The organism is Methylorubrum sp. GM97 (assembly GCF_024347855.1).
In the GTDB taxonomy this organism is placed as follows: domain Bacteria; phylum Pseudomonadota; class Alphaproteobacteria; order Rhizobiales; family Beijerinckiaceae; genus Methylobacterium; species Methylobacterium extorquens.
This window is the reverse complement of the sequence record NZ_AP025942.1, coordinates 5,389,382-5,410,048: the sequence shown is the minus strand read 5'-3', so window position 1 is coordinate 5,410,048 and position 20,667 is coordinate 5,389,382. Positions and strand designations below refer to the sequence as shown.

The 20,667-nt window shown below is 67.4% G+C and carries 19 protein-coding genes; 7 read left to right on the top strand and 12 right to left on the bottom strand.

The window, feature by feature from the left end:
• The first annotated feature begins 278 nt into the window (after positions 1–278).
• The 4 genes from MSPGM_RS25035 to MSPGM_RS25020 all read left to right on the top strand — a co-directional run bounded on the left by MSPGM_RS25035 (position 279) and on the right by MSPGM_RS25020 (position 3,604).
• Positions 279–1,142, top strand: a complete 864-nt coding sequence (locus MSPGM_RS25035) for an outer membrane protein (protein ID WP_003601520.1) — start codon at positions 279–281, stop codon at positions 1,140–1,142.
• Positions 1,143–1,322: 180 nt separating this feature from the next.
• A complete protein-coding gene (locus MSPGM_RS25030) occupies positions 1,323–2,180 on the top strand; it encodes an outer membrane protein (protein WP_003601522.1) in 858 nt (285 codons plus the stop codon).
• Between the two features lie 240 nt (positions 2,181–2,420).
• Positions 2,421–3,320 (top strand): outer membrane protein, encoded by a 900-nt coding sequence (locus MSPGM_RS25025; RefSeq protein ID WP_003601524.1) that lies wholly within the window; start codon positions 2,421–2,423, stop codon positions 3,318–3,320.
• 26 nt (positions 3,321–3,346) lie between these two features.
• On the top strand, positions 3,347–3,604 hold the full coding sequence (locus tag MSPGM_RS25020; RefSeq protein WP_003601526.1) for a hypothetical protein: 258 nt from the start codon (positions 3,347–3,349) through the stop codon (positions 3,602–3,604).
• 7 nt (positions 3,605–3,611) lie between these two features.
• Here the strand turns inward: MSPGM_RS25020 and MSPGM_RS25015 are convergent, their stop codons facing one another.
• Positions 3,612–4,160 (bottom strand): HNH endonuclease, encoded by a 549-nt coding sequence (locus MSPGM_RS25015; protein ID WP_003601528.1) that lies wholly within the window; start codon positions 4,158–4,160, stop codon positions 3,612–3,614.
• A gap of 713 nt (positions 4,161–4,873) precedes the next feature.
• On the opposite strand from MSPGM_RS25015, the gene MSPGM_RS25010 reads away from it, so the two are divergent.
• Together MSPGM_RS25010 and MSPGM_RS25005 are read left to right on the top strand one after the other, a co-directional pair.
• Positions 4,874–7,600, top strand: coding sequence for a DUF3772 domain-containing protein (locus MSPGM_RS25010; RefSeq protein ID WP_043767058.1), 2,727 nt, complete (start codon positions 4,874–4,876; stop codon positions 7,598–7,600).
• Positions 7,601–7,724: 124 nt separating this feature from the next.
• The gene (locus MSPGM_RS25005; protein ID WP_003603022.1) at positions 7,725–8,231 is read left to right on the top strand and encodes a CAP domain-containing protein; all 507 of its coding nucleotides are present in this window, start codon (positions 7,725–7,727) and stop codon (positions 8,229–8,231) included.
• 21 nt (positions 8,232–8,252) lie between these two features.
• On the opposite strand, the gene MSPGM_RS25000 is transcribed toward MSPGM_RS25005, so the two are convergent.
• Both MSPGM_RS25000 and MSPGM_RS24995 read right to left on the bottom strand, forming a co-directional pair.
• On the bottom strand, positions 8,253–9,086 hold the full coding sequence (locus MSPGM_RS25000; protein WP_003603020.1) for a flagellar motor protein MotB: 834 nt from the start codon (positions 9,084–9,086) through the stop codon (positions 8,253–8,255).
• Between the two features lie 14 nt (positions 9,087–9,100).
• Positions 9,101–9,874 (bottom strand): motility protein A, encoded by a 774-nt coding sequence (locus MSPGM_RS24995; protein ID WP_003603019.1) that lies wholly within the window; start codon positions 9,872–9,874, stop codon positions 9,101–9,103.
• 270 nt (positions 9,875–10,144) lie between these two features.
• On the opposite strand from MSPGM_RS24995, the gene MSPGM_RS24990 reads away from it, so the two are divergent.
• The gene (locus MSPGM_RS24990; RefSeq protein WP_015857657.1) at positions 10,145–11,917 is read left to right on the top strand and encodes a glucan ABC transporter ATP-binding protein/ permease; all 1,773 of its coding nucleotides are present in this window, start codon (positions 10,145–10,147) and stop codon (positions 11,915–11,917) included.
• Between the two features lie 112 nt (positions 11,918–12,029).
• Here MSPGM_RS24990 and MSPGM_RS24985 read toward each other — a convergent pair whose 3' ends face one another.
• The 9 genes from MSPGM_RS24985 to chlG form a co-directional block, all read right to left on the bottom strand.
• Entirely contained in the window at positions 12,030–12,596 is a 567-nt protein-coding gene (locus tag MSPGM_RS24985) for a hypothetical protein (protein WP_003603015.1), read from the bottom strand.
• A 113-nt stretch (positions 12,597–12,709) separates the two neighbouring features.
• A complete protein-coding gene (gene pgl, locus MSPGM_RS24980) occupies positions 12,710–13,441 on the bottom strand; it encodes a 6-phosphogluconolactonase (protein ID WP_003603013.1) in 732 nt (243 codons plus the stop codon).
• Complete coding sequence (gnd, locus tag MSPGM_RS24975; RefSeq protein WP_003603011.1) at positions 13,438–14,430, bottom strand: phosphogluconate dehydrogenase (NAD(+)-dependent, decarboxylating); 993 nt, start codon at positions 14,428–14,430, stop codon at positions 13,438–13,440. The genes pgl and gnd overlap by 4 nt, the downstream gene beginning before the upstream one ends.
• Positions 14,431–14,604: 174 nt before the next feature.
• Entirely contained in the window at positions 14,605–16,200 is a 1,596-nt protein-coding gene (locus MSPGM_RS24970) for a c-type cytochrome (RefSeq protein WP_003603010.1), read from the bottom strand.
• Positions 16,201–16,243: 43 nt separating this feature from the next.
• On the bottom strand, positions 16,244–16,609 hold the full coding sequence (locus MSPGM_RS24965; protein ID WP_003603008.1) for a hypothetical protein: 366 nt from the start codon (positions 16,607–16,609) through the stop codon (positions 16,244–16,246).
• Between the two features lie 3 nt (positions 16,610–16,612).
• A complete protein-coding gene (locus MSPGM_RS24960) occupies positions 16,613–17,122 on the bottom strand; it encodes a TspO/MBR family protein (RefSeq protein ID WP_003603007.1) in 510 nt (169 codons plus the stop codon).
• The gene (locus MSPGM_RS24955) at positions 17,119–18,312 is read right to left on the bottom strand and encodes a geranylgeranyl diphosphate reductase (protein ID WP_003603006.1); all 1,194 of its coding nucleotides are present in this window, start codon (positions 18,310–18,312) and stop codon (positions 17,119–17,121) included. Before MSPGM_RS24955 ends, MSPGM_RS24960 begins: the two co-directional genes overlap by 4 nt.
• A 4-nt stretch (positions 18,313–18,316) precedes the next feature.
• A complete protein-coding gene (locus tag MSPGM_RS24950; protein ID WP_015857655.1) occupies positions 18,317–19,693 on the bottom strand; it encodes a BCD family MFS transporter in 1,377 nt (458 codons plus the stop codon).
• A complete protein-coding gene (gene chlG / locus MSPGM_RS24945) occupies positions 19,690–20,577 on the bottom strand; it encodes a chlorophyll synthase ChlG (protein WP_003603763.1) in 888 nt (295 codons plus the stop codon). The genes MSPGM_RS24950 and chlG overlap by 4 nt, the downstream gene beginning before the upstream one ends.
• Positions 20,578–20,667: the final 90 nt, after the last annotated feature.

The window sequence follows — 20,667 nt, the reverse complement described above, 5'->3', positions numbered from 1 at the left end:
GACGCCGGCCTGATGCAATGGGGTCGGAAACGGTTCCAGACCGGGTATCGGATCGGCGACGCGAAGGGCGGAGCCGATCCGCTGCCGGGGGCCGTCACCGGCGGAAAGCACAAGCAGCGATGGTACTGATTTCCCGGCATCTTTGCCAATCACGGCAACGGATCGGCAAGGCTAACTTTTTACGTTAAGGCCGACTTAACCTTCCTCGATCATCCTTGCATTCGCATCTCGGGCCGGCCTTCAATTTTCGGCGCGCTCGATGGGTCAAGGAAATCGTAATGCGCCGCCGCACCAAAGTTCTCGCATTGGCGCGCTCCCTCACGCTCCTCGCGAGCGTCGGGGTGCCCTGCCTCGCACAAGCCGCCGACCTGCTGCCTCCGCCGCCCATGCCCGAGCCGCTGCCCGAGCCGGAAGTGTTCGCGGGCGGGTGGTATCTTCGCGTCGATGGCGGCTACGGATCGCTCGACCTGCGCAAGAGCATTGCCGAGGACGTCTCGCATCCGCCCAAGCCGTACGACTACGCCGTCGTGCAGGACAAGGTCTCCAACCAGTACTTCATCGGCGGCGGCGTCGGCTATCAGATCAATCCGTGGCTGCGCGTCGATGCGACCGGTGAGTACCGCTTCCGCAGCAAGTGGACGTTTGTGGCCGAGGACAAGACCTTCGGCGATACCGGCGGCTACAACGTCACGAGCGGGAAGTTCGATTCCATCGTCGGCCTTGCCAACGGCTATGTCGATCTCGGCACGTGGTACGGCGTGACGCCGTTCGTCGGTGCCGGCGTCGGTGTTGCCCACCACAGCTTCGGCGGCGTGACCGACAAGGGCTTCGGCGCGTATGAGGGGGGCTACGGCATCGGCCGCCACAACGAGCGGACGAACTTTGCCTGGGCGCTTCATGCCGGTCTCGGCTACGCCGTGACGCAGAACATCAGGTTCGAGGCGGCCTACCGCTACCTCAACATGGGCGAGGCCACCACCGGCGTCGTCACCTGCGCTCCGGACTGCCCGAAGACCGTCTATCGCGTGAAGGAACTGGAAGCCCACGACGTCAAGGTCGGTCTGCGCTACCTGTTCGGCGCCCCGGTCGCGGTTGCCGCGGTCGATTACGCGCCGCCGCCTCCGCTGGTGCGCAAGTACTGATCTTCCCGAACCTCCGATTGTATTGTGACGGCGCGGACACTCTCCGCGCCGTCTTTGTTTTCAAGCGGCGAAATCTCCGGATCCCTGCCGGTTAAGGTTAAGCCGATCATAACCTTTATCGGCAAATCTGCCGTTCAATCGAGGCGCGGACATCTCCTGCTGCCTCAGACGAGGCTTCCCATGATCGCATCGCATCGTCTGGCGCTGGCGGCCACGCTCGCGACCGGCACCCTCCTCGGGGTTCTGACCGGCTCCTTCGCGTCCCCTGCTGCCGCGGCGGATCTTCTTCCGCCGCCCCCGCCGCCGCCCGTCCAAGTCGAGCCGGTGACCATCGGCAGCGGCTGGTATCTACGCGGCGACTTCACGCAGAGCTGGTACGACCACCCGCGCGACGACGCCATTCTCGATCCAAACGATCCCGGCATGCCGCCGCTCGTCGGGCTGCGCCTGAGTTCCGAGACCGGTTACGGCGGCGGCGTCGGCTACCAGATCAATCCGTGGCTGCGCGTCGATGCCACCATCGACCAGCGCGCCGCTTCGTCCTTCCGCGGCTACTCCTCGCGCTCGGTGTTCGAGACCGGCTACAATCTCGAAGCCGGCAAGGTCGATGTGCTGACCGGCCTCGTCAATGTCTATGCCGATATCGGAACTTGGTACGGCTTCACGCCTTACGTCGGCGCGGGCGTCGGCTTCGCCGACAAGCGCATGAGCCGCAACTACACCCAGACCACCTGCCTCATCGACGGTTGCGACGGGTCCGCGGGCACGGGACCGCGCAACGCCGCCTTCCGCGCCAACCACTCGGTCATGACCTTCGCCTGGGCTCTGACGGCCGGCCTGTCCTACGACATCGGTGCCGGCTTCAGCGTGGACGCAGCCTACCGCTACATCGATCTCGGCCGGATCCGCAGTGGACTGGACGAGTTCGGCGGCCTCACCCGCGTCAAGGATCTGACGGCCAGCGAATTCCGGGTCGGCCTTCGCTACCGCTTCGCCGACGGCCTGCTCGCCTCTCCCGTTCGGAACTTCGGCAACTGAGTCGATCCCGATCGTTCCCTAGGAACGCATGGCGTCCGGGCTTGCCCCCGGGCGCCGTTCTCGTTTTGGGCCGTCGCACAGAACGTCTGCGCCTCGCGCCGAAAACGATAGGAGAGGGCAGGATCCCGCGATCTCGGAACGCCATCCAATGTTGGTCCGGCACGAAAAATTAAGGTTACTGAACTAGTACGAACGGGTCAGCCCGGCGCAGCAACGGCCCGGTGCGTGAGGACGACGACGATGCGTATCGCGACCCTGGCTCTACTGACGACCGTTCTGGTTTCACCCGCTCTCGCTGCCGATCTCGATTACGGCGTGCTGCGCGGCTACGACGATGATTACCCGGCACCGGCTCCGATCATCGACTGGAGCGGGTTCTATGTCGGCGGCCATGGCGGCTATTCGTCGGCCGCCCTCGGCTTCGGCAACGCCTTCCAGCCGATTGTCGCAACCGCGCTCCGGTATAGCGTCGTGGAAGCTGAAATGAACGCATCCCAGCTTCTTGCAGCTCGTTCGACCCATTCCGGCGGCGCCAGCTACGGCGTGTTTGCCGGTGTCAACTACCAGTTCGAAGATGTCGTCGTTGGTTTCGAGGCCGATTATACGTACTTTGGTCAGAGTGGAACCACCTCCGATCAAATCGCCCGCTACATGATCACGAAGGACAACTACCTTAGGACCGTCGATCTGAGCGGCCAAGCCAGCACCAAAATTCAAGATTATGGGACGATCAGAGGCCGACTTGGCTACGCCTTTGGCAATCTCCTTCCCTTCGTCACAGGCGGCGTGGCAGTCGGTCGGGCGACTGTCCATAACACAGTTACAATTCAGAATTACGGCTACAACAATACAATTTATGCCACCAATCAGACGGGTACTACGAAATCATACATCGACAACGAAGGCTACTCGGTCTTCTACCAAAATAATCCGCCTGGCAGCATCCCAGCCCCTGGCACGGTCCATGGAACGACAAAGAAGGTCACCGTAACCGGCATCGCCGTCGGTGGTGGCCTCGAATACGCCATCACGCCGAACTTCCTGCTCCGCGGCGAGTATCAATACGTCCTGTTCAACGACTTCCAGGGCCATAAGGCCGAGTTGAACACCGTGCGTGGCGGCGCCGCCATCAAGTTCTGATGCGCGACCGAGACCGGAGAGCCGCCATGCGCCATCTGCTTCTGCTCACGGCCGCGACGCTCGCCGGCTTCTCAGCCGCGATGACGCACGCGCAAGCCGAGAGCCGCAGCCGGCATCTCAGGACACGCCCCGCCGTCACGGCACTCCCCCTGGAGATGCCCTACCGCGATCCGCGCCCGCGCTTTCGTGCGTCGCCGCCGGTCGAGCGGTTCGCCGTCCGGGCCTACGTGCCGCGGCCGACCAATCAGCCGATGTTCAACGAGCCGCCGCAGCCGTTGCGCTGACGCGCGGTCAACTGTCGAGCTCGCTGTCCCAGTAAAGGTAGTCGAGCCAGGTATGGTGATACTGGCGGTGGTCGAATTCCGGTTGGCGGCGGTGCAGCTCGTGCCGCGTCGGCCGGTGCGGCTCGTTGAGCAGGGGCATCTCGGCCTCGTGCGGCGTGCGATTGGCCTTGCGCAGATTGCAGGGTGAGCAGGCCGCCACGACGTTCTCCCAGGTGGAGAGGCCGCCGCGTGAGCGGGGCACGACGTGATCGAAGGTCAGCCCGCCCGAAGGGAGACGCAGGCCGCAATATTGGCAGGAGAAGGTGTCGCGCAGGTAGATGTTGTAGCGGGTGAAGGCCGGGCTGCGGGCCAGCGCGACGTAGCTCTTGAGGGCGACCACGCTCGGCACCTTGAGGGACCGGCTTGGACTGTGCGCCTCGACATCGTAGTTCGCGACCAAAGTGACGCGATCGAGGAACAGCGCCGTGAATGCGTCCTTCCAGGACCACAACGAGAGCGGGTTGTAGGAAAGCGGCCTGTAATCCGCGTTGAGCACCAGGGTTTGCAGATCGATCATCGACGCCACTCACTGCTCGTGACGGCGCCCCTCGGGCGCCTCGGCCTCGGACGCCGAAGGTCCGAAGGGCCATGCCGTACCCGCGACAACCGGAGCCCAGGGGGCGCCTCGGAACCGTGCCGGAGGGCACGACGCCCCGGCACGGCCGCAAGTTCGCAGGCTGTCGCGCGCGCTCGCGCCGAACCCATGGCCTCAGCGCGTGGCGCTCGGGCGGGTTGGCGGGAATCGAAAGGTTGGGAGGGATCTTGACGCCAACAGCTTCCCCGACCGGCGAATCCTGCCGGTTCGAACCGAAGCGTGGCGGGGCGGACGATCAGCGCCGCCTCCTCGCTGCGTGAGGATATGGCCAAGTCCATCGCGGCTTAGTGTAATATCAGCGTGACAAGCTTGTGAAGGCGAACCGACCGTCCGTGACGTCGCGGCCAATGATTTTCCTTTGAATTGCCGTCGATCGCTCCGTTCCGCACGCTTTTGCCCCATTACGCGGGCAGACAGGCCGGGCCGACGCGCCGTTGTGCGTTGCAAAAAGTTTCGCGGCGCGCCCCTCGGCAAGTCACGCCGTGCCCCTAGCTCAAGGGCTGTGCGGGATACCGAGCCCCATGAGCGCGGCGCAGACGGCTGTGGTCGCGCGCGACACCATCCGCGAACCGGCCGGCCAGGCTGCCCTGGCGCCGATCACCCGACGCGATCCCGTTCCCCCGCGAAGGACGACGATGCTACGACACTCCCTTCTCACCCGTGTCCGCCATATGATGCGCAGCAAGGCCCTGATCGCGGCACTGACCGCGGCGGCTCTGCTGCCGAATGCGGCCGTGGGGCAGGGGACTCCGCCTAGCGCGCCGGCGCCGGCCGCTCAGTCGGCACCGGCCCCGAAGCACCAGACGGCGGCGCCGGCGAACGGGCAACCGCCTGCGGCGGACGGGCAGGCCGCGCCGGCTCCCAAGCCGGCCGCGCCCAAGGTGCCCGTCTCGGAGGCGCTGCAAACGCTCCGCGACCGGCTCGACGCCATCAAGGCGGATCTCGAATCGCGGGAAAAGGCGATTTCCGGACAGAATGTCGGGGCAGGCGACCTGACCCGCGCTCGCGACGGGCTCGACCCGCTCGCCGATCGGCTGCGGTCGGTGATCGAGCTGCTCGGGCCGCGGCTGGAAGCCGCGCGCGAGCGGCTGACGCAAATCGGCCCGAAGCCGAAGGAGGGCGAGGAGGGCGAGGAGGTCGCCCGTGAGCGGGCCGAGCGCGAGCAGGCGGTCAACGACATCGACGGCACCCAGCGCCTGGCCAAGTCGCTGCTGGTGCAGAGCGACCAAATCGTCGATCAGATCTCGAATCGCCGTCGCGCCGCCTTCACCCGCGGCCTGTTCGAGCGCAGCTCCTCGCTGTTGAGCCCCGACCTTTGGATGCGGGTCGCTGCCGACATTCCACGGGACCTCAGCTCGCTGCGCAGCGGCGTCGACGACACCGTCTCTCTGTTCCGCCGCAACGGCACCCTGTGGAACCTGCTTGTTCTCGGCCTCGCCTTCGGCCTATCCTTCGCCCTCTATTTCGGGCGCCGCAACATCGCCCCGGCGCTCGGCCGCCGGGACATCAACGTCACCACGCCGTCGAAGCGTGCCAAGCTTCTGGGTGCGTGGCGCGTGCTCCTGCTCGGCACGTTGCCGGCGCTGGCGGGCAGCTACGCGGTCTATTACGCCCTGGACGTCACCGAGTTGCTGCCCGCTCGGTTCCTGCCGGTCGCCAGCATCATTCTCGGCGGCATCGCCTTCATCGCCTTCGTCGAGGCGACCGCCGACGCGCTGCTCGCCGTCAACAAGCCGGCTTGGCGTCCGGCGCCGGTCTCGGACGCCGCGGCATGGCGGATCAACGCGCTCGCCGTCAGCATCGCCGTGGTCATCACGGTGTCGAAATCGACCGAGGCGCTGAACTCGGCGATCTACGCCGCGCTGCCGATCTCCATCGCCACCCGCGGCATCGGGGCCGTCACGGCCGCGCTGCTGCTCGCAATCGGCCTCCATCGCTTCGCCGACACCGCGGAGAAGGAGGAAGAGTGCTTCGGCCCCTATGTCGGCACCGATACCTCGGCCAATATCGGCGGGCCGCTGCGGTTGCTCGGCTGGGTCGCGGTCGCGGTGATCGCGGTGGCCCCCTTCGTGGGCTACGTCGCGCTCTCGGCCTTCCTCGTCGATCAGTTGATCTGGAGCGCGAGCGTCCTCGTCCTGCTCTGGCTCCTCATCATGAGCGTCGATGTGCTGATCGGCGGCTCGCTGTGCGAGGAGACCCGCCTCGCCACCACGCTCCAGGCCAATACCGGGCTGCGCAAGCGCTCGCTCAACCAGATCGCGGTGCTGGTGACGGGCTTCGGCCGGGTCGTGCTGATCGCCGTGGCGGCGCTCCTGACGCTCGCGCCCTGGGGGCTCGATTCGACGGACGTGTTCTCCTCGATCCGCACGGCCTTCTTCGGCTTCAAGGTCGGCGACGTCACGATCTCGCTGTCCTCCATCGCCTACGGCATCGGCATCCTCGGGGTCGGCGTGTTCATCACCCGCGGCGTGCAGCGCTGGCTGGAGAACACCTACCTGCCCGCGACCGACCTCGATGCCGGCCTGCGCAACTCGATCTCGACGGTCGCGGGCTATGTCGGCTTCCTGGTCGCCCTGGCGCTGTCCTTCTCGTATTTGGGCCTCAGCCTCGAGAAGCTCACCATCGTCGCTGGCGCGCTCTCGGTCGGTATCGGTTTCGGTCTTCAGTCGATCGTCAACAACTTCGTCTCGGGCCTGCTGCTGCTCTGGGAGCGTCCGATCCGGGTCGGCGATCAGGTGCTGATCGGCGACAGCGAGGGCATCGTGAAGCGGATCTCGGTGCGCTCCACCGAAATCCAGACCTTCGACCGCTCGGCCGTCATCGTGCCGAACTCGAACCTGATCTCCGGCATCGTGAAGAACCGCGTGCGCGGCGACCGAACCGGCCGAGTCATCCTCTCCGTCAGCGTCCTGCGCAGCAAGGATCCGGTCCAGGCCGCCGAGATGATGGTCGCCTGCGCCAAGGCCCATCCGGACGTGCTCAAGGAGCCGCCGCCGCGGGTGGTGTTCAAGAAGATCGGCGATCCCTTCCTGGAGTTCGAGTTGGTTGCCATGGTGGTCGACGTCAACCTCGGCCAGAAGGTGCAGAGCGACCTCAATTTCTCGGTGTTCAAGACCCTGGCCGACGCCGAGTTCATCCCGCCGATGGGCCCGGCTTCGAGCTTCATCACCGTCCAGGGTCTGGAACCGGTTCGCGACGCGCTCGGACAGATCGCTCACGCAGTCGGCAGCTCGACCACGCAGGTGATCGCGCCGGCGGCGTCCGGAGCAGACGATGCCAGGAAGAGTTCAGCGCCGGAGGAAACCGCTCCCCGCAGCCCGGCGAACGAATCGCAGGATGTGAACCGTCGGCGCCACGGATAGGCACGAGCGTCCCACGGAAAAACGCCGCCGGTCCTGAGGATATCGGGGCCGGCGGCACCGATACACTTGAGTTTACCGGGCGCAGGGGCCACCTCATTCCCCTGTTCACCGGAAAGCCGTTGTCGTGCTCGGACGTCAGACCTTCCTGGCCGCGCCTGCGGTCCTCGCCCTCGTCGCCCTGCTTCAGGGTTGTGCGGGGAAGATGACGCCCGACACGACCGGGCTGCCGAGCATGTACCTGCCGCTCACCACCGGCAGCACCGCGGTGGATACGGCGGCGGCCCGGGACATGATCTCGGCCTATCGCAGCAACAACGGCGCCGCCCCGCTCGTCATCGATCCCGAATTGCAGCGGCTCGCCGAGACAGAGGCCGCCGCCATGGCCGCCTCCGATCGCCCGAGCAAGAGCCAGACGGTGCGCGCGGCCGTGACCCGGCTCGGCTATGACGGGGCGGATGCGAACCTCTCAGCCGGCTACCACACGCTCGCAGAGGCGTTCTCGGGCTGGCGCGACAGCCCTCCGCACCGGGCGGTCATGCTGTCGCCCGAGGCGACGCGGATGGGCATCGCCACCGCTTACGCGCCGGGCTCCAAATACAAGGTCTACTGGGCGCTGCTGGTCGCCAAGTAGCCGCGTTCGGCGCAGGCGCCCTCAGGGTACGGCTTTGCCGTTCGGCGTCGGCGGCGGCTCGGCGAGAAGCGTGACCGTGACCCGGCGATTGGCCGCGAGATAGGGATTGTCGGGAAACATCGGTTCGGTGTCCGCCTTGCCCGTCACCGAGGCGAAGCGGTCGTCCGGCAGGCCGGCGCCGGCCAGGACGTCGCGCACGCTCAGGGCGCGGTTGGCCGAGAGTTCCCAGGGCGGGGCGGTGTCGCGGGTGCCGGGACGGGTGGTCGCGGTGAAGCCGGTCACGGCGATGCGGTTCGGCAGCTTCATCAGCGTCGGCGCCAGTCGTTCGAGCAGCCGGCGGGTGCGGTCGTTGGGACGGCTCGATCCTTCGGGGAACATCGAGCGGCCGTCCTGATCGACGATGGAGACGTCGAGCCCCTTCCGGTTCGGCGCGATGATGACGTTCTTCGACAATTCCGCCACTTCCGGCATATCCTGCATCGCCTGCCGCAGGGAGGCGGCGGCCTGGCCGAAGGCGTCGGGATAGCCGCGGTCGGGGATGCCGTCGTCGAGGCCACTATCGATCTGCGGCGGCGTAGTGCGATCGGTGGCGCGCTCGGGCGGCACGTCGCGCAGGTGCTTGAACTTGTCCGCGGTCGGAATTCCTTCGCTCTCCAGGATACCGGCGAACTTCGATTCCTTGTTCACGCCGAAGGCGTCGCGCATCGAGCCGGCGACGACCTGGAGCTTCTTCTGGTCCTGCGTCGAGTAGGCGGCGATCATGACGAAGAAGCTCATCAGGAGCGCCATCAAGTCGGCGAAGGTCACGAACCAGCCGTGACCGCCATGGGCGCCGCCGCGCTTCTTCTTGGCCACCGCTCAAACCCCCGTTACGCCGCTTCCGCAGCGAGTTCTTCGCGGTGGTTGGCCGGCAGGTAGGCAATGAGCATCTCGCGCACCAGCGAGGGGCTCTTCTGATCGCGGATCAGCAGGATGCCGTCGATGATGAGGGAGCGCGAGACGTCCTCCTCCTCGAGCTTGACGTGCAGCTTGTCGGCGATCGGCAGGGTGATCATGTTGGCGATCAGCGCGCCGTAGAGCGTCGCGAGCAGCGCGGTCGCCATGGCGGGGCCGAGCTTCGAGGGATCGGACATGTTGGCAAACATCGTCACCATGCCGAGGATGGTGCCGATCATGCCCCAGGCCGGGGCGCAGTCGCCGAAGGCGCGGTAGATCTTCGAGCCCTCATCGAGATGCATCAGAAAGTTGTCGCGGTCTCGCTCCATCGTGTCGCGAATGAAGTCGCGATCGTAGCCGTCGGCGATGTAGCGCGCGCCCTGGGCCAGGAACGGATCGGAAATCTCCATGTTTTCCAGGGCGATCGGGCCGGACTTGCGCACGACGTCGGCGATCTTGGTGATCTCTTCGATCAGTTCGTGCGGCTTCACCGAGCGCATGGTGAAGGCGTAGCGCAGGCCCATCGGCAGGCCGTGCAGCATGGTCGAGAAGGGAAAGCGGATCATCGTCGCGGCGATCGCGCCGCCGAAGATGACGATCACGGCGTGTTTGTCGAAGTAGGCCGCGAAGTTGCCGCCGTCGATCATGATCAGCGTGAACACCACGCCGACCCCGCCGACAAGCCCGATACCGGTTGCGAGATCCATGACGCCGATGTCCGAAGCCCGGCCAATCGTGCAGGCCGTGCTCAACTTCTAAAAAAACAGGCTGAAGGAACGGTAAAGGGGCTTGGAGGAAGCGACCGTTCCCCGTCATGTGCCGTTCAGGGGCGGGGAGCCATAAGTCCCCGTGCCGATTGACCGAGTGGCCCTGCGCGGAGAACCGCAGGCTCTCGGTGGGGCGGCGCCGGGACGTTCCGGTTCCAACGTTGAGATCCCCACGGCTTGTGGCCGGACGGGGCGGGGAGCGAAAGCACGATGTCGATGATTCGCCTCTATGCGCGGGTGCTCGGCCTGCTGGGAGCGGAAAAGCGGCTGGCCGCCGGCTTGATCGCGGCCAATGTCGCGCTCGCGGTGGCAGCCTTTGCCGAGCCGCTGATCATGGGCCGCATCATCGACGGCCTGACCCATCTCTCCAAGGACGCGCCCGCCACCGCGCTGGCGCCCTGGATCATCGCATGGGTCGTGTTCGGCCTGTTCACCATCGGGGCGGGCGTCGCGATCGCGCTGCATTCCGACCGGCTCGCCCACCGCAACCGGCTTTCGACCATGGCGAACTTCTTCGAGCACGTGCTCGAACTGCCGATCGCCTTCCATTCGTCCAACCATTCCGGCCGCGTCCTGAAGGCGATGCTGGAAGGCACGAATGCCATGGCCTGGGTTTGGCTGAACTTCTTCCGCGAGCACTTCTCCGCGCTGCTCTCCGTCGGCGTGCTCCTGCCGCTGACGCTGTTCGTGAATTGGCGGCTCGGCGCGATCCTCGTCGTGCTGGTTCTCGCATTCACGGCGCTCGCCAGCTACGTCCTGCGCCGGACCGAGACGCTTCAGGGCGAGGTCGAGGAGTTCCAGTCGGGGCTGGCCGCCCATGCCTCCGACGCGCTCGGCAACGTCGCGGTAATCCAGTCCTTCACCCGTGCGCGCGCCGAGAAGGAGGCGATGCGCACCATCATCCAGGACCTGCTCCGCGTGCAGATCCCGGTCCTGTCGTGGTGGGCGCTGGCCAACGTCGCCACCCGCGCCTCCGGCACGCTGACCATGACCGCCATCTTCATCACCGGCATCGCCCTGCACCAGAAGGGCGCGGCCACGGTCGGCGAGATCGTCGCCTTCATGAGCCTCGCCACCATGCTCGTGACCAAGCTCGACCACGTCGTGACCTTCGTGAACGGCGTGTTCATGCAGGCTCCGAAGATGCGCGAGTTCTTCGAGGTGTTCGACACCGTGCCGACCGTCCGCGACCGGCCGCATGCCAAGCAGGTCGCCCGGTTCGAGGGCGAGGTGACCTTCGACGAGGTTGCCTTCTCCTATGACGGCCGCCGCAGCGCGCTCGACGGCGTGTCCTTCGCCGCCCGCCCCGGCGAGACGGTGGCGCTCGTCGGCACCACGGGTTCGGGCAAGTCCACCACCTTGGGCCTGCTGCACCGGACCTTCGATCCCGATGCCGGCGCCATCCGCATCGACGGCATCGACATCCGCGACATCGGCCTGTCGAGCCTGCGCCACAACATCGGCGTCGTCTTCCAAGAGCCGATGCTGTTCAACCGCTCGATCCGCGAGAACCTCCAGGTCGGCCGCCCCGACGCGACCGATGCCGAGATGCTCGATGCTCTCGATCGGGCTCAGGCCAGCGAGTTCATGGCGCGCCAGCCCGATGGGCTCGACACGATCATCGGCGAGCGCGGCCGGTCGCTGTCCGGTGGCGAGCGCCAGCGCCTCTCGATCGCGCGGGCGCTGCTGAAGAACCCGCCGATGCTGATCCTCGACGAGGCGACCAGCGCCCTCGACGCGGCGACCGAGCGCAAGCTGCAGCAGGCGCTGGAGACGGTGATGGAGGGACGCACGACCTTCGTGATCGCCCACCGCCTCGCCACGATCCGCAACGCCGACCGCATCCTCGTGTTCGAGAACGGCAAGATCGTCGAGGCCGGCAATTTCGACGAGCTGGTCGCCCTCAACCAGCGCTTCGCCACGCTCGCCCGGGCTCAGTTCATGGCGGCCGAGGCCGAGGACGACATGCCGCTGGCCGCCTGAGGCAAGCCAGACCCAAACGAAAGATCCGGCGCGGTCGAAGCGCCGGACACCACACACAAATTCGCCCCCGCTCGCGTCGCGACCGGGGGCGTCATTGTTTCGGACTCTGGATTTACGGCCTTGCCGGAGTCCGCGTGACGCTGCGGGAGCGGTTCTCCAGAGCCGGAGCCTGCATCGCGTCGAACGTCGTCTCGTCGAGTTCCAGAACCGGCAGGGTGCCGAGTTCGGCCGGAAGAGCAGCCACGGGCTTCGGAGCCGGAGCCGGTGCAGCCGCCAGAGAGGCAGCCGGTGGCCGTTCCTCGGAAGCCTCGACTGCGGGCGACGCCGAGGACGGCGTCTCGACCGCAACCGGCAGCTCGGGCGCCGGTGCGACTTGCGGTGCCAGTGCGGCGCCGACGATGCGGGCAGGCTGCGAGGCGTCCGAAAGCGGCTCGGCGACCGGCGCAGCGGTGATGTGAGGCGCGTCGGCGGGGCTCGAACGGATCTGCGATGCGATCGCCCAGGTCGCGACGAGCGAAAGGCCGACCACGCCGAGACTCACGCCCCAGACCGGCCTCCGGCTGCGCCGTTCGAGCGACTTCAGCGGCCCCGGCAAGATACGGCTACGCCGCAGAGCGGGGCGCGACTGACGGAGCTGCGGCCAGGAATCCCGCATGGCGGCGTCTTCGGCTCCTACCATCGGAGTACTCCGGTTGAACGAGGATCAGCCGTTCATACACGGGTAGGACCGACGTCGGAAATGAGGCGAAAGCGCCGGCCGCAGAGGGCGTATCGCGGCCGTTCGGCCGTCGGTCAGGCTGCGGCCGCGTCGCGATCGACATACCAGGTCACGCGCCCGGCACTCTCGACATGCCGCGCCGGCAGATCCTCGCCGTCGGCGAGCCGTTGCAGCGGCTCGCGCTTGCTCGCACCGTTGACGAGGAAGAGCACCGAGCGCGAGGAGGCCAGAGCCGGAAAGGTCAGGGTGATGCGCGGCACGAACGGCTCCAATCCCGCTTCCGGAACCGGCGCGACCCAGGCCGTGCGTTCGGAAAGAGCCGGCTTGCCCGGAAACAACGAGGCCGTATGGCCATCGCTGCCGAGGCCGAGCAGCACGAGATCGAACAGCGGTCGTTCGAGATCGAGCTCTCCAGCCCCGTAGAAGTCGCGCAAAGTCTTCTCGTAGGCCCGCGCGCCGGCCTCGGCTCCGTGATCGGAGGGGATGAAGTACAGATGCGTCGCCGGCACCGGCGCGGCATGGCCGAACGCTTCCCGGACCATGCGGACGTTGCTCAACGCATCGTCCCACGGCACCACCCGGTCATCGCCGAAGAACCAGTGGATGCGCGCCCACGGCACCCGCTCGACAAAGCCCGGGGAGGCCAACAGCTTGTAGAGCCGCTTCGGGGTCGAGCCGCCGGAGAGGCAAATCGCGATGGGTTCGCCCTCCGCGCTCTCGGCCATCGCCAGCAGATGCTCGGCCGCCGCATGGGCCGTCGCCTCGGCATCCGCCATCAGCTCGGTGTTCGGGGGAAGCGAAATCATGGCGCGGGCCCCCGGCGCGGCGGCTCCTTGTGGCCGCCGAAGCCCTGGCGCATCGCCGAGAGCAGCTTGTCGGCGTAGCTCTCATCCTCGCGGGACCGGAAGCGGCGGTAGAGGGCGCTGGAAAGGACGGTGGCCGGTACCGCCTCCTCGATCGCCGCATTGATGGTCCAGCGGCCCTCGCCGGAATCCTCAACGTAACCGGAGAAGCCTTCGAGACGCTCGTCGCCTGCCAGGGCGGCGGCCGTCAGATCGAGGAGCCAGGAGGAGACCACGCTGCCCCGCCGCCAGACCTCGGCGATGTCGCCGAGATTGAGATCGAACCGGCGGGCCTCCGGAATATCGGGGGCGTTGGCGTGGCGAAGGATGTCGAAGCCCTCGGCATAGGCCTGCATCAGGCCGTACTCGATGCCGTTGTGAATCATCTTCACGAAGTGCCCGGCGCCGCTCGGGCCGGCATGGATGTAGCCCTGCTCGGCGCGCGGATCGCGCTCCTCGCGGCCGGGCGTGCGCGGGATTTCGCCGAGGCCCGGCGCCAGCGTGCGGAAGATCGGATCGAGCCGATCCACAGCCTCTTTGTGGCCGCCGATCATCATGCAGTAGCCGCGCTCCAGGCCCCACACGCCGCCGGACGTGCCGACATCGATGTAGTGGATCCCCTTGGCGTCGAGGTCGCGGGCCCGGCGCACGTCGTCCTGATAGAACGAGTTGCCGCCGTCGATGATGCAGTCGTCGGCACTCAGGAGACCGCCGAGCGCGGTCACCGTCTCCTCGGTGATATGGCCGGCCGGCAGCATCACCCAGGCGGTACGCGGCGCTTCGAGCTTGGCGGCGAGATCCTCCAGGCTGGAGGCGGGTGTCGCACCCTCAGCAGCCAAGGCTTCGACCGCTTTCGGATCGCGGTCGTAGACCACGGCCGTGTGGCCGTCGCGCAGGAGGCGGCGGACGATGTTGCCGCCCATCCGGCCGAGGCCGATCATGCCGAGTTGCATAGGCTCGCACTCCCATCGAGGCTTTTGCTTTTGCATCATCTTTTTCCGAAAGCCGGCAACCACCTTTCGGGACGATGCTCGATCAGGATCCGTCGTGCGATCCCTCGCGGCTCACCGTCCGCGCGTTACGGAACGGTGACCGCATCAGCCAATGGTAGGGCGTAAAAACCGGAATCAAGGCTTAGGCGGTGTCGCCCCCGAGGCCGGCGGCTGGCCGGGGCTCGCTTCCGCCCGCTTCTCCGGGTTCTTGACCTGGCTGTAGGCGATGTTGCCGAACGAGCCGATGGTCGCCGCCCAGGGCAGGGGCTCCGCATCCTGGTTGCTGCGATTCGCCTTGCAGAAGGCCGAGAGCAGCCCGTTGACCACGGCGTCGTCGCCAGCCTCGGGCGCGGCGGCCTTCACCTGCGGGGCGATGCGGGCGAGGACGGGAACGAAATCGTTCGGCTTCAGCCCCTTCAGCGCGTCGCCGCCGGCGGCCTCCTCGATGCTGGCCTTGAGCCCTTCGTTCTCGATGGTCGAGCAGGGCGCGTTGCCGGCCATCATCGTCTTGATCTTCCCACGCGCGGTCGCGACGACCCCGGATTCCGACACGACCGGAGCCTTGTTGCCCCAGGAATTGCGGATGTAGTCGGTGACGTCCTTGATCTGCTGGTCGGTCATCTCCTGGCCGATGGCCGGCATCGGTGCGTAGCCGCTCTGTGCGGAGAGACCGCCGACGATCACGTTGATGATGGTCTCGGGGCCGCCGGACTGGATCGAGGTGTTGCCGGCCAGTGCCGGAATCGCGCCCTCGACGCCCTTGCCGTCCGGTCGGTGACAGGAGGAGCAATAGGTGAGGTAGGTGTCAGCGCCCGGCGCCCCCGGTTGGTTGAAGGCCTGGAGATCCTTTTCCTTGTAGGTCTGCTTGGCCGGAATCGTGCGCAGATAGGCGACCATCGCCTTGAGGTCGGCGTCGGTCATCTTGGAAAGCGATTCCTCGATGGTCTGGCGCATCGGGCCGGCGGCCACGCCCGGCAGGTTGCCGGGGGCCGTGCCGGTCTTGAGGTAGCTGACGACCTCCTCGTCGCTCCAGGCGCCGATGCCCTGATGCCCGTCTGGGGTGATGTTGGGCGCGTACCAGCCGTCGATGACGCCGCCGCCGAACCGACCGGCCAGGCTCGAATTGCCGACGAGCTTCCGCTCGTTGTGGCACATGCCGCAATGGCCAAGGCCTTCGACCAAGTACCCGCCGCGGTTCACCTCCGCGCTGGCCTTCGGATCGGGCTCGAAACGCCCTTCGGTAAAGAAGGCGGTGCGCCACGTGATCAGAGCAGTGCGGACGTTAAACGGGAAGGGGATCTCGTTGTCCTCCCGCTTCTCTTTCACCGGCGTGAGAGACTTGAGGTAGGCGAAGATCGCTTTCGTGTCGTCGTCCGAAACCTTAGTGTACCAAGAGAAGGGGAAAGCCGGGTAGAGATACTCGCCCTCGTCGCCGATGCCGTGACGGAACGCCTTTTCGAAGGTCTCGTAGCTCCACTTGCCGATGCCGGTCTCCTCATCCGGCGTGAGGTTGGGGGTCTTGATTGCCCCGATCGGCGTATCGAGCTTGAAATTGCCGGCCATGTACTTGCCGCCGGTCTTGGTATGGCAGGCGGTGCAATCGCCCGCCGTCGCCAGATATTCGCCGCGCTTGATCAGGTCTGCATCCGCCTCCTGCGCGTGAGCCGTGCCAACCGAGAGGAGGGCGGCGACGGCGAGCCAACCGGAGCCCAGGGCATTGAGGCGTGTCATGAACCCGATCTCCAGATGTCGAGGGCCTCGATAAAGTATCGTTCTAAGTCATCGGCGGACGCGCACCGAACGTTCGCCACTTCTGGTTGTTCCGGGCCAGCTTGTCACAGTCCGGCGACGCCACCGCTCCGTCACGACGAAAGCGGATCACCATCTCAGCGAGATGCGCGGCGAGCGCCGCGGCCAGCCAAACCGCGATGCCGGGCCACGCCGTGCCGATGAGCGCCGCCCGCAGGGCCAGCATCAGCGCCGCACCGGAGGCGAGGTTGCTCAGCAGTGCCCCCGGTGCCGGTCCGCGGCCCCAGCGGGCGCGCGCGCCGAGCAGCACCAGCGCCTCAACGACCACCAGCACGAGGATGGCATCGACGATCCGCCCGGAGGCGAAGAGCGGGGCGAAGAACTCGTCCACGGATCACGCGCTCCCGAAGCGCGGCCCGAAGCGCGGATTGAGCCGGATGATGGTGAGGTTCAGGCAGGCAGCGGTGCTGACCCAGGCGAGGTAGGGAAGGTTGAGCAGGGCTGCGGGCGTCGAGACCTGCCCGACGGTGACCATCACGGCGAGGATGGAGAGCCACAGCAGCAGCACCTCGGCAAAGGCCCAATCGGGCCGACGCAGCCGGAAGAAGATCACGCTCCAGGCGATGTTGAGCACGCCGTTGACGGCGAGGACCGTGACGAGCCGGCCCCGCGCGGCCGGGTCCGGATCGGCGTTCCAGGCGATGATCGCAGAGGCGGTGGTGAGAACGAAGATCACGGTCCAGATCGGCCCGAAAGCCCAGTCTGGCGGCTTCCATCCGGGAACGCGCAGGCGGCGATACCAAGCGTCCGTCCGGGTCGCGACCCCGCCCGCCACCGCGACGGCGAGCGCCACGAGGGCGGCGACGACGGGCGGTCCCCATCCGCCGGCCAGCAGGCCGCTCACGGCGAGACCCAGCGGAACAGGTGCGCGAGATCCTTGAAGAAGATCCGTGCATGCGCGGCGGGTTTGGCGCGCACCAGTTCCTTGTTCATGTAGGCGTCCCAGGTGAGCTGCTGGACGTCCTTGTCCTTGCAGATCGAGACGAAGCGCTCCCGCAGGGTGTCGCTGCGATACCAGACCCACTGCATCATCCCGAGGATCCAGAAGACGCGTCCGTGCAGCCGCATGAACCGCTTCCGCGCCTGGGCGAGGGCGCGGGCATCGCCGGTGGCGAGGAAGGCACCTGCCGCCTCCGCGGCAAGGCGACCGCCGAGCATCGCGTAGTAGATGCCCTCGCCGGAAGCCGGCGCGACGACGCCCGCCGCGTCGCCCGCGAGCAGCACGTCGCGTCCGTTGTCCCAGCGCCGCAACGGCTTGAGCGGAAGCGGCGCGCCCTCCCGGCGGATCGTCTCGCAAGCATCGAGGCCGGTGTCGGCGCGCAAATCGCGGATCGCGGAGCGCAGGGAGAAGCCCTTGCGGGCGCTGCCGGTGCCGACGCTGACGGTCTCGCCATGCGGAAAGATCCAGGCGTAAAAATCCGGCGAGAGGCGGCCCTGGTAGTAGACATCGCAGCGCGCGCCGTCGTGCCCAGTCTCCGCGGGGCGCCGGACGATCTCGTGATAGGCGAAGACCTGTCGCATCCGGGCATGCCCCGGAATCTCGGCTCGTCCGACCGTGGAGGTCGCACCGTCGGCGCCGACGACGAGGCGGGCCTGCACCCGGTGTTCCTCGCCGCCTTTGCCGGAGCGGTAATGCACCGTGGCGAGACCCGCGCTTTCGCGGGAGATGCGTTCGAACAGGCCGTCGCGCAGGTCCGCCCCGGCCAGCGCCGCGCGCTCGCGCAGATACGGATCGAAATGCTCGCGATCGACCATGCCGACGAAGCCGTCGCCGACCGGCATGTCGACCGAGCAGGCGCTCGGCGCCACCATCCGGGCACACCGGATACGGGCGACGAGGAGCGCGTCGGGAATCGCAAAGTCGCGGATCAGCCGCGGCGGGATCGCGCCGCCGCAGGGCTTGATCCGCCCCGCCTTGTCGAGGAGCAGCACCCGCCGCCCGGAGGCGGCGAGGTCGGCGGCCGCGATCGCCCCCGCGGGGCCGCCCCCCACCACCACGACGTCGAAGATTTCGGAAGCGTCGTGGTCTGTCATGGCGTTACCGCGCCTCGAAGCCGGAATTGAGCTGGAAGGAGGCCGTCTCGGTTAGTGGGTTGTGCCGCCGGCCGACGGTGACGTGCTCGACGCGCAGGCTGATGAGCAGGGCGACGAGGAACAGCACACCTTCCGCCGCGAACACCGCCGCGTAGGCGTAGACCGGTTCGGAGGCGACGAGGCGGGCGAGATCGACCGCGAGCGTGCCGAGGAAGCCGCCAGCCCCGAAGGCGACGCCCTGGGCCGCGCCCCAGACACCCATGCGAGTGCCGCGCTCGGCCTCGCCGCCGCGCCCGGCCAGCGCCATCATCGAACCGATCGCCGCCACGGCGTAGACGCCGTTGCCGAAGCCGAGGCCGGCCACCGCCGCGCGTAAGGGAAAGTCGGGCCCGATCGGCCCGCCGGCAGCGATCGTCCCGAGCGCCAAAGCCGAAAGTCCGCAGCCGACGGCCGTCCAGAGCTTCAGCGAACCCAGAACCGGTCCGCCGATGAACACGGTGAAGCCGGCCACGAACAGCATGCCGGCGAGCACGCCGCCGTGCTGAAGCCCGGCGAGCTTGGTCGTCGCGCCCGGTGTCATCGCGAAGACGAGGCCGGCATAGGGCTCGAGAATCAGCTCCTGCGCGCTGTAGGCGAGCATCGAGACGAAGATGAACAGAGTAAAGCGCCGGGCCGCGGGCTCAGCCAGCACCTGCGCCAGCACCGCGCGGAACGGCGGCTTCGTCTCGGCCCGGCCGGCGGCTTCGGGGCGGCGCGGTTCGATGCCAGTCACCGCCAGCACAGCCACGGCGAAGGCGACGAGGGAGACGGTGCCCGACACGGCGACGAGCCGCGCGCCCGAGAACGGATCGAGGAAGTGGCCGGCCAGCGGCGCGGTCACGGCGAAGCCGGCGATCATCATCACCCAGACGATGGTCGCCGCCGCGCCCCGGCGCCCGGCTTCCACCCCGGTCGCGAGCAGGACGAGAAGCGAGGTGCCCGCCGCGCCTGCGCCCATGCCGACGAGCAGGAAGGACAGGACGGCGAGTGCGAGGCCGGCGGCGAGATGGCTCGCCGCGAGCGCGGTCGCGGCCGCCGCGCCGAAACCCCCGAGGCTGAGCGCGGCCATGCCGCCGACGATCCACGGCGTCCGCCTCCCCCCGACATCGGAGCCGTAGCCCCAGCGTGGCCGCAGCACCTGCGTGGCGTAGTGCAGGGCGACGAGGGCACCGGGCACGATCGCGGGCAGCGCCAGTTCCACCACCATCACCCGGTTGATGGTCGATGTCATGAGAACCACGACCGCCCCGAGCGCGGTCTGGACGAGACCGAGCCGAACGATCTGGAGCCAAGAGAACGATCGAGGATAGGGCCGAGCGATGGCGGCGGGCATGTCGGTCATGGCGCCAGCCCTTGCACGAGCGGGCGCAGGGCAAAAGCCGAGGCCAACATGCCGAAGACGTAGAGCGTCGTGCCGGTGCCGTTGTACCAAGCGGCGCGGGCGCGGGGCGCCTTCAGAAAATGCGTCATCAGGACGAGCTGCCCCACGAGCAGGGCGCCGATCAGCGCCGCATGCCAGGGACGCTCCCAATGGAGGAGGAGCGCGACCACCACCATCTGCGGCAGGGCCATGACGAGGCAGGCGAAGCGCGCCGCGCGATCGGAGCCGAGTTGCACCGGTAACGAGCGCAGGCCCATGGCCCGGTCCCCCTCCACCGACTTGAAGTCGTTGAGGGTCATGATGCCGTGCGCGCCGACCGAGTAGAGCAGGGCGACGAGAAGCACCCGCCGGTCGGGCATTGAGGCGGCCATCACCGCGGCGCCGGTGAACCAGGGCAGCCCCTCGTAGCAGAGCGCCACCGCCGAATTGCCCCACCAGCCGTTCTGCTTCAGCCGGAACGGAGGCGCCGAGTAGATCCAGGCGAGCACGAGGCCGAACAGGGCGGCACCGAGGATCCAGGGTCCGAGCATCGCGGCGACGGCCAGCGACAGGACCGTCCAGCCCGCGGCGAGATAAAGGCCCCAGCGGCCGGGAATGCGTCCCGAAGGGATCGGCCGGTCAGGCTCGTTGATGGCATCGACATGGCGATCGAACCAGTCGTTGGCGGCCTGGCTCGTGGCGCAAACCAGCGGTCCGGCGAGCAGCACGCCCGCGGCGATGACCAGCCACTGCCCGGATGGAGTCTGACCGGAGGAGATGACCCCGCAGCCAAACGCCCACATCGGTGCGAACCACGTGATGGGCTTGAGAAGCTCGACGATGGCGCTCGGCGCGGGCGTTGCCATGCTCGAAAGCTACGGCCGCGGGGCCGCATGTGTCAATCAAGCTTTACACACGACCTCAAATAAGATGCCGATGTCACTCGTTTTTGATCG

Coding starts and splice junctions, on each gene's coding strand:
- MSPGM_RS24995 (WP_003603019.1), bottom strand. CDS start 9,874: ATGGATCTCGCAACCGGTATCGGGCTTGTCGGCGGGGTCGGCGTGGTG.
- MSPGM_RS24990 (WP_015857657.1), top strand. CDS start 10,145: ATGTCGATGATTCGCCTCTATGCGCGGGTGCTCGGCCTGCTGGGAGCG.
- pgl (WP_003603013.1), bottom strand. CDS start 13,441: ATGATTTCGCTTCCCCCGAACACCGAGCTGATGGCGGATGCCGAGGCG.
- MSPGM_RS25030 (WP_003601522.1), top strand. CDS start 1,323: ATGATCGCATCGCATCGTCTGGCGCTGGCGGCCACGCTCGCGACCGGC.
- chlG (WP_003603763.1), bottom strand. CDS start 20,577: ATGGCAACGCCCGCGCCGAGCGCCATCGTCGAGCTTCTCAAGCCCATC.
- MSPGM_RS24950 (WP_015857655.1), bottom strand. CDS start 19,693: ATGACCGACATGCCCGCCGCCATCGCTCGGCCCTATCCTCGATCGTTC.
- MSPGM_RS24985 (WP_003603015.1), bottom strand. CDS start 12,596: ATGGTAGGAGCCGAAGACGCCGCCATGCGGGATTCCTGGCCGCAGCTC.
- MSPGM_RS25025 (WP_003601524.1), top strand. CDS start 2,421: ATGCGTATCGCGACCCTGGCTCTACTGACGACCGTTCTGGTTTCACCC.
- MSPGM_RS25035 (WP_003601520.1), top strand. CDS start 279: ATGCGCCGCCGCACCAAAGTTCTCGCATTGGCGCGCTCCCTCACGCTC.
- MSPGM_RS25020 (WP_003601526.1), top strand. CDS start 3,347: ATGCGCCATCTGCTTCTGCTCACGGCCGCGACGCTCGCCGGCTTCTCA.
- MSPGM_RS25015 (WP_003601528.1), bottom strand. CDS start 4,160: ATGATCGATCTGCAAACCCTGGTGCTCAACGCGGATTACAGGCCGCTT.
- MSPGM_RS24955 (WP_003603006.1), bottom strand. CDS start 18,312: ATGACAGACCACGACGCTTCCGAAATCTTCGACGTCGTGGTGGTGGGG.
- gnd (WP_003603011.1), bottom strand. CDS start 14,430: ATGCAACTCGGCATGATCGGCCTCGGCCGGATGGGCGGCAACATCGTC.
- MSPGM_RS25010 (WP_043767058.1), top strand. CDS start 4,874: ATGCTACGACACTCCCTTCTCACCCGTGTCCGCCATATGATGCGCAGC.
- MSPGM_RS24970 (WP_003603010.1), bottom strand. CDS start 16,200: ATGACACGCCTCAATGCCCTGGGCTCCGGTTGGCTCGCCGTCGCCGCC.